The sequence below is a fragment of the Pseudomonas sp. FW305-3-2-15-E-TSA4 genome, assembly GCF_058787295.1.
Genome location: NZ_JBYSZP010000015.1, coordinates 1 through 8635, shown reverse-complemented (window position 1 = coordinate 8635; position 8635 = coordinate 1). Strand labels below are relative to the sequence as shown.

6 protein-coding genes are annotated in these 8635 nt (G+C 59.4%); 4 read left to right on the top strand and 2 right to left on the bottom strand.

The genetic code is table 11. The annotated features are described in order from the left end of the window. Window positions 1-371 precede the first annotated feature (371 nt). Complete coding sequence (locus AC3WMV_RS20285; protein WP_103367606.1) at window positions 372-2576, bottom strand: OsmC domain/YcaO domain-containing protein; 2205 nt, start codon at window positions 2574-2576, stop codon at window positions 372-374. 239 nt (window positions 2577-2815) lie between these two features. On the opposite strand from AC3WMV_RS20285, the gene proP reads away from it, so the two are divergent. Beyond that, complete coding sequence (gene proP / locus AC3WMV_RS20280) at window positions 2816-4318, top strand: glycine betaine/L-proline transporter ProP (RefSeq protein ID WP_027613786.1); 1503 nt, start codon at window positions 2816-2818, stop codon at window positions 4316-4318. A gap of 49 nt (window positions 4319-4367) precedes the next feature. Here proP and AC3WMV_RS20275 read toward each other — a convergent pair whose 3' ends face one another. Beyond that, window positions 4368-5234, bottom strand: a complete 867-nt coding sequence (locus AC3WMV_RS20275; protein WP_103367607.1) for a LysR substrate-binding domain-containing protein — start codon at window positions 5232-5234, stop codon at window positions 4368-4370. A gap of 99 nt (window positions 5235-5333) precedes the next feature. Between AC3WMV_RS20275 and AC3WMV_RS20270 the strand changes: the two genes are divergently transcribed. The 3 genes from AC3WMV_RS20270 to AC3WMV_RS20260 are packed head-to-tail and all read left to right on the top strand — an operon-like array spanning window position 5334 to window position 8537. Continuing rightward, window positions 5334-6266, top strand: a complete 933-nt coding sequence (locus AC3WMV_RS20270) for a DMT family transporter (protein WP_256584969.1) — start codon at window positions 5334-5336, stop codon at window positions 6264-6266. 47 nt (window positions 6267-6313) lie between these two features. Then, a complete protein-coding gene (locus AC3WMV_RS20265; protein WP_098968352.1) occupies window positions 6314-7570 on the top strand; it encodes an MFS transporter in 1257 nt (418 codons plus the stop codon). 37 nt (window positions 7571-7607) lie between these two features. Beyond that, entirely contained in the window at window positions 7608-8537 is a 930-nt protein-coding gene (locus tag AC3WMV_RS20260) for an alpha/beta hydrolase fold domain-containing protein (RefSeq protein WP_103367613.1), read from the top strand. Window positions 8538-8635 lie beyond the last annotated feature (98 nt).

Here is an 8635-nt window from a genome sequence, read left to right as displayed (position 1 = left end):
AGCCAATATTTATCTTGCCTGACACGCCCTCTTCGCGAGCAGGCTCGCTCCCACATGGGGTTGTGCAGTGGACTCAGAATTAGCGGCGGGTTCCCGCAGGTTTTGCGGCGGAGACGGGATTGGCGTCCAGTGTGCCGTCCTGAACCATGCGGTTCATGGCGTTGGCGTTCAAGTACACAGCATTATTCGTGAGAGTCATTTTGCCGACTCCATGTCCCCACAATACTTATTTGTGGTGAGGGGATTTATCCCCGATGGACTGCGTAGCAGGCCCGCTTCTTTATTGGTTGAAGAAGCCCGGCCCACTTTGCGCGCCATCGGGGATAAATCCCCTCACTACAGGTTTACTCAGCAGAAGTGACCGTCTGCTATCAGCGATTCAAACCCGCCGCATTAGCCCGCGCGGTGTGCAGCTTTTTATAACTGTCGATCAGACGCAGGTGACGATCCAGCCCTTCGAGTTTCATGCTGGTCGGTGTCAGACCATAGAAACGCACGCTGCCATTGACCGAGCCAATCGCCGCGTCCATGCGCTCGTCACCGAACATGCGACGGAAGTTGGCCTCGTAATCGGCCAGCTCCAGATCCTCGTCCAGTTCCATTTCCAGGCACACGTTCACCGCTTGGTAGAACAAACCGCGCTCGACAGTGTTGTCGTTGTACTGCAGGAAGGCTTCGACCAGATCCTTGGCCTGTTCGAATTTCTGCAGGGCGAGGTAGATCAGCAGGCGCAGTTCCAGAATGGTCAGTTTGCCCCACGGCGTGTTGTCGTCGAACTCGATGCCGATCAGCGTGGTGATGTCGGTGTAATCATCCAGCTCGCTGTTTTCCAGGCCTTGAGCAAGGTTGCGCAGACCGACCTTGCTCAGGCTGTGCAGGTTGAGGATGTCGGCGCGGAATTGCAGGGCCTTGTTGGTGTTGTCCCAGATCAGGTCGTCCACCGGATAGATTTCCGAGTAGTCCGGCACCAGGATCCGGCAGGCATTGGCGCCGAGGTCGTCGTAGACCGCCATGTAGGCTTCTTTGCCCATGTCTTCGAGGATGCCGAACAGCGTTGCGGCTTCTTCGGCGTTGGAGTTTTCGCCTTGACCCGAGAAGTCCCACTCGACGAATTCAAAGTCAGACTTGGCACTGAAGAAGCGCCACGACACCACCCCGCTGGAGTCGATAAAGTGCTCGACGAAGTTGTTCGGTTCGGTCACTGCTTGGCCGGAGAACGTCGGCTGCGGCAAGTCGTTCAGACCTTCAAAACTGCGGCCCTGCAGCAACTCGGTCAGGCTGCGTTCCAGCGCGACCTCCAGGCTTGGGTGCGCGCCGAACGAGGCGAACACACCGCCAGTGCGCGGGTTCATCAGGGTCACGCACATCACCGGGAATTCACCGCCCAGCGACGCGTCCTTGACCAACACCGGGAAGCCCTGCTCTTCCAGGCCCTTGATCCCGGCGAGAATGCTCGGGTACTTCTCCAGCACTTCCTGCGGCACGTCGGGCAAGGCCATTTCGCCTTCGAGGATTTCGCGTTTGACCGCGCGCTCGAAGATCTCCGACAGGCACTGCACCTGGGCTTCGGCCAAGGTGTTGCCGGCGCTCATGCCGTTGCTCAGGAACAGGTTTTCGATCAGGTTGGACGGGAAGTACACCACCTCGCCATCCGACTGGCGCACGAACGGCAGCGAGCAGATGCCGCGCTGGGTGTTGCCGGAGTTGGTGTCGTACAGGTGCGAGCCTTTGAGCTCGCCGTCGCGGTTGTAAATGTCGAGGCAGTATGGGTCGAGAATCTCTGCCGGCAGCTCGTCTTTCGGGCCCGGTTTGAACCAGCGCTCGTTCGGGTAATGCACGAACTCGGCGGTGGCGATGTCCTCGCCCCAGAACTGGTCGTTGTAGAAGAAGTTGCAGTTCAGGCGCTCGATGAACTCGCCCAGTGCCGAGGCCAGCGCGCCCTCTTTGGTCGCGCCTTTGCCGTTGGTGAAGCACATTGGCGAGTGCGCATCGCGAATGTGCAGCGACCAGACGTTAGGCACGATGTTGCGCCACGAGGCGATTTCGATCTTCATCCCCAGATCGGCGAGAATCCCCGACATGTTGGCGATGGTCTGCTCCAGCGGCAGATCTTTACCGGCAATGTAGGTGCCCGCTTCAGAGGTCGAATGCGGCATCAGCAAGGCCTGCGCATCGGCGTCGAGGTTCTCGACTTCTTCGATCACGAACTCGGGGCCGGTCTGCACAACCTTCTTCACCGTGCAGCGATCAATCGAACGCAGAATGCCCAGACGATCTTTCTCGGAAATGTCCGCCGGCAGTTCGACCTGGATCTTGAAGATCTGGTTGTAACGGTTTTCCGGGTCGACGATGTTGTTCTGCGACAGGCGAATATTCTCGGTCGGGATATTGCGCGTTTCGCAGTACAGCTTCACGAAGTAAGCCGCGCACAAGGCCGACGACGCCAGGAAGTAGTCGAACGGCCCCGGTGCCGAGCCATCGCCCTTGTAACGGATAGGCTGATCGGCGATCACCGTGAAGTCGTCGAACTTGGCTTCAAGTCGAAGGTTGTCGAGAAAGTTGACCTTGATTTCCATGCGGGTTTACCAGAGAGCAGAAACGAATTGGCGGCCATTATCCGGGTTTTCAGCCTGACGTCTTGTGCTTTTGCGTAATCGCCGCCGGGTGGGAGCCGCTGCTTGCGCCATGCATCTGCACGGGCAAACGACAAAAATGCCCTGAGCAGTGAATTTTTTCGTGTCTTCTTGTATCTGACGGAAAGAACCCATGCCAGCAAAACAATGGCATCGAATCCGTTCAGCTATGAGTGACCCGCATGAAATCAAGGAAAAACAAGGTCAATCCCATCGGATTGAAAGACATCACGATTGTCGACGACGCCAAGATGCGTAAGGCGATCACCGCCGCCGCACTGGGCAACGCCATGGAATGGTTCGACTTCGGGGTTTATGGCTTCGTCGCCTATGCACTGGGCAAGATCTTCTTCCCCGGCGCCGATCCTGGCGTGCAGATGATTGCTGCATTGGCGACCTTCTCGGTGCCGTTCCTGATTCGTCCGTTGGGCGGGCTGTTCTTCGGTGCGCTGGGCGACAAATACGGGCGACAGAAAGTGCTGGCCGCGACCATCGTGATCATGTCGCTGAGTACCTTCGCCATCGGCCTGATACCGTCCTATGAGTCAATCGGCATCTGGGCGCCGATCCTGCTGTTGCTGGCGAAAATGGCCCAGGGTTTCTCGGTCGGCGGTGAGTACACCGGCGCCTCGATCTTCGTCGCCGAATACGCGCCCGACCGCAAACGCGGCTTCCTCGGCAGTTGGCTGGACTTCGGCTCGATTGCCGGCTTCGTCCTCGGCGCCGGTGTGGTGGTGCTGATTTCGACGATCATCGGCGAAGAGAAATTCCTTGAATGGGGCTGGCGTCTGCCGTTCTTCCTCGCCCTGCCGCTGGGCATGATCGGCCTCTATCTGCGGCATGCGCTGGAAGAAACGCCGGCGTTTCAACAGCACGTCGAGAAACTCGAAGAAGGCGACCGTGAAGGTCTGGCGGGCGGGCCGAAGGTCTCGTTCAAGGAAGTCGCGACCAAACACTGGCGCAGCCTGATGACCTGCATTGGCGTGGTGGCGGTGACTAACGTCACCTATTACATGCTGCTGACCTACATGCCGAGCTACCTGTCGCACAACCTGCACTACAGCGAAAACCGTGGCGTGCTGATCATCATCGCGATCATGGTCGGCATGCTGTTCGTGCAACCTGCGATTGGTTTTATCAGCGACAAGATCGGCCGCAAGCCCTTCATTGTGGTTGGTAGCATCGGTCTGTTCCTGCTGGCGATCCCCGCGTTCATGCTGATCAACAGCGGCAAGATCGGCCTGATCTTCTCCGGCTTGCTGATCCTCGCGGTATTGCTGAACTTCTTCATCGGCGTCATGGCCTCGACCCTGCCGGCAATGTTCCCCACGCACATCCGCTACAGCGCACTGGCCGCCGCGTTCAACGTCTCGGTGCTGATTGCCGGCCTGACCCCGACTGCCGTGGCCTGGCTGGTAGAAAGCACCAACAACCTGTACATGCCGGCCTACTACCTGATGGTGATTGCCGTGGTCGGCCTGATCACCGGCGTGACCATGAAAGAGACCGCCAACAAACCGCTGCGCGGTGCCGCACCGGCGGCGTCGGATCTTGAGGAAGCCAAGGAACTGCTCAAGGAACATCACGACAACATCGAGCAGAAAATCGAAGACATCGACGCCGAAATCGCCGAACTGGAAGCCAAGCGCAAGGAGTTGGTGCAGCAGCATCCGCGCATCAACTGATGTAATGACTGACGGCGGCCCTGCCCGGAGGCCGCCGTCGCTCAACGCGTCACAACACGAAGCCGTCACCGATCAAGCGCACCAGAACCTCCCCCGCCTCACTCAATTCACCCGATGCCTGCATCAGGCGCAACTCGTGCAGCGGCAACTCGGGTAACCCCTCCTCACTGCTCAACACGCGCATGCCGGGTCGCACTTGCGCACGATCAACAATGCCCACCGCCAGTCCGGCCTCGATGGCTGTTTCCAGCGCGCTGGCACCGGCGCTGACAATCACTGCGCGCCACCGGCGTCCCTGCTCGCTCAATGCATCCACGGCAACGCTGCGATAGGGACAACCCTTGCCGTGCAAGGCCAGCGGTACCGGCCGGGTGAGATCCTGCGTGTAATTGTGCGCGGCGACCCACACTGGCTGGGTCAGGCCCAGCATCCTTACGCAACGCGACGATGGCGGCGCATTGGCGACGACCACCAGCAACGCCAGATCCAGTTGCCCGCGTTCCAGACGCGCACTCAACCGACCGCTGGCACCTGTTTCGACTTCCAACTCGATGTGCGGAAAATCTGCCGACAGGTGCGGCAACGTACAGCCCAGGACCGCGCCGGCGTATTCCTCGGAAATCCCCAGGCGAACTCGCCCGCTGGCCAGCGGCGTGCTGAAACTCGCCAGCAATTGATCGTGGTGGCGTAGCAAATCGGCGCTCTGCAGGGCGAAGCGTCGACCCAGTGGCGTGAGGTTGACCGTCTGGTTATCGCGCTCCAGCAAGCGCCCGCCCGCCAGCGCTTCCAGACGCCGCACATGCAGGCTGACCGCTGACGGGCTCTTGTTGAGGAAACTCGCGGCGGCGAGAAATTGCCCGAAGCGCACGATTGCCTGAAAGGTGCGCAACAGTTCGATATCAAGGGCTTCGGCCATGCTTGAGAATTCCTGCATCAGTGGTGCGGATCGTATCGTTTGAATGCATCAGTGCTTGATTCATATCATCGAACTCATTCCTCTGTCAGGTGCCATGCGATGAACGTCATGCCTGTTCGTTTTTTACTGCTGATGGCAATGGTGGTCAGCTGGAGTTCCGGGTTCATTGGCTATCGCTACGTCGCCGATCAAGGCAGCGTGTACCTGGCCTCGTTGTTGCGTTTTGTTTTGGCGGCATTGCTGTTGCTGCCGTTCGCCTGGCCCGGCTTGCGTGGTTTACGCGGCAAGGACATGTGGCATCAGGCACTGCTTGGGCTGTTCGCGATGGGTGGCTACATCGGACCGATTGCCGCCTCGATTCAACTTGGCGTCACGCCTGGCACTGCGTCACTGTTTGCCAATCTGTTGCCGCTGACGATCGTGCTGCTGGCCGGCAGCGTCCCAGGCCAGCGCACACGTGGCTGGCAATGGCTGGGTGTGGCGCTGTGCGTGATCGGCATGCTGCTGGCCAGCGCCGCGAGTGTCGAATGGGCCAGTGCGGGGTTGTGGGCCTACAGCTTACCGTTACTGGCGGTATTGTCGCTGGCGGCGGCGACCTTGTTTGAGAAAGCCCGGCCGGGCATTGCAATACCGGCCACCACGGCGCTGTTCATTCAGGTATGCGCGGTGATTCCTGTATTTGCGCTGCTGGCTGGCCTTGAGGGTGAATTGCGCCCGCCCATCACTGCGGATTTCGTCAGTGGCGTGCTGTGGCTGGTGATCTTCTCGACGTTTGGTGGCTACGGATTTTATTGGCTGTGCTTGCAGCAATTCAGCATACAGCGCATCAGTGGCGCGCTGTTTCTGACGCCACCGGTGACACTGTTGTGGGCGTGGATGCAGTTCGACGATCCGCTGAGTGCCAGCACGCTACTCGGTATCGGTCTGACCTTGATCGGTTTGCCATTGCTGGGGCGAGCGCCGAGCGAAAAAGTGTGTGCCGTCGGCATCCGCCAGGAAACTAAATCCGCAGGCGACAAGTCACTGACTTAGCGGAGGTTGAGGCATTTCGCCGAACCTCGTTTATTGAAGATGCCAGCGTGGTCACTCATACCAATCGTCGCAACAACCTCTCGCTGGACAGCCTGAATTTCTTCCTCGCCGATGTGCGCGATGGTCTCGGGCCGTATCTGGCCATTTACCTGCTGGCCGTTCATCACTGGGAGCCGGCCAGCATCGGGCTGGTGATGACCCTCGCTGGCATTGCCGCCCTTGTCACCCAGACGCCCGCCGGTGCCCTGGTCGACAACACACGCAGTAAACGAGCAGTGATCGCGATTGCCGCGTTACTGGTGACCGGCAGTTGCGTGGTATTGCCCTTCGTGACGTCCTTCAGTCTGGTGGCGATCACCCAAGCGCTGAGCGCCGCCGCGGCATCGGTGTTCGCTCCGGCCATTTCGGCGATCACCCTGGGCATCACCGGGCCGCGCGCATTCACCCGACGCACCGGACGCAACGAGACCTTCAACCATGCCGGCAACGCCTGCGCGGCGCTGCTTGCCGGTGGATTCGCGTACCTGTTCGGGCCGGTGGCGGTGTTTTATCTGATGGCGGTCATGGCGCTGTGCAGTGTTATCGCCGTGAGCTTCGTCGATGCCAACGCGATCAACCATGATCTGGCCCGGGGCCTTGACCCCAGCGACGCCACTCACGCCAAGGCGCCTTCGGGATTGGCGGTGCTGCTGACCAACAAGGCGCTGCTGATGTTCGCCATCTGCTGCGCCCTCTTCCACTTGGCCAATGCGGCGATGTTGCCACTGGTGAGCCAGAAACTGGCGCAGGTCAACTTGCAGATGGCGACGCCACTGACCTCGGCCTGTATCGTTGCCGCACAACTGGTCATGGTGCCGGTCGCCTTGCTGGTCGGGGCCAAAGCCGATGTTTGGGGACGCAAGCCGCTGCTACTCGCAGGCTTCCTGATTCTGCCGCTGCGTGGCGTGCTTTATACGTTATCCGCCGACCCTTACTGGTTGGTAGCGGTGCAGATGCTCGACGGCGTCGGCGCGGGGATCTTCGGTGCGCTGTTCCCGGTGGTAGTGAAAGACCTGACGTTGGGCACTGGACACTTCAACATCAGCCTCGGCGCTCTCTCGACGGTGTTTGGTCTGGGCGCAGCATTGAGTGCCAGCGTGGCGGGCATTGTGCTGCAGGAGGCCGGTTACAACGCGGCATTTCTGACCCTGGCGGTGATTGCCGGAGTGGCGTTTGTGCTGTTGTGGCTGGCGGTGCCTGAGACATTGCCGCAGGTGGGGAATATTGAGCCGGCGCTGCAACCTGAGGAGGAAGGATTTGGCTAAGAATGTGCTTGAGTTCAGCGATAGTGATCTGGCGCAGATGCAACGCTTCAATCGCAAGCTCGCCTGGCTGCCGCGTTTTCGCATCCGCAATCGGCTGACGCCGCGTTTGATCCAGGCATTGCTGCGTGCCAGTCAGATTGTCAGCGCGGATAAAACGCTCAAGCATGATCTTCATGCGCAGAACATTGTGGTCCACTCACAAGGCACTTCAGTACCCGTCCGAATCATCCGCCCGCAAGGAAAGGCTCAAGGTGTGGTACTGGATTACCACGGTGGCGGCTGGGTGATCGGCAATGCACGGATGAACGACGACCTTAATATCGGCATGGTCAAGGCATGCAACGTGGCGGTGGTATCGGTCGACTATCGGTTGGCAGTCAATACGCCAGTTGAGGATCTCATGCAGGATTGTCTGTGCGCTGCACGCTGGCTGTTGAACGATGATTGCACGGAGTTCGTCGGCCTGCCGGTAATCGTTGTCGGCGAATCGGCAGGCGCGCATCTGGCAGCTGCCACCCTGTTAGCGCTCAAAGCATCATCCGATCTGCTGCAGCGGGTCAGCGGCGCCCTGCTCTATTACGGCGTTTACGATCTCGCCGGCACCCCAAGCGTGCACGCAGCACCTGCTGAAACGCTGGTACTCGACGGCCCGGGAATGGTCGAGGCGCTACGCTTGTTGACTCCAGGATTGAGCGATGATGAACGCCGGCAGGCGCCACTGTCTCCGCTATACGGCGACTTGAGCGGATTGCCACCGGCGTTGATGTTCACCGGTGAACTGGATCCGCTGCGCGATGACACGCTGGAACTGGCTGAGCGCTGGCAACGATCAGCACCGGTTGAAATCCATCTGCTGCCCTCGTCCGCCCATGGCTTTATCCATTTTCCGACCACCATGGCTAGTCGTGTTTTGTCCTACAGTCGGGCTTGGATTTCGCGTCAGATCAGGGCAAAGACAAGCAGTTAGGGCCTGTATTGGCAGGAAAATACTTTCCTGCGGGCAAAACAAAACCCCAACTGCTTTCGCAATTGGGGTTTCGGAATTTAATCTTGACGATGACCTAC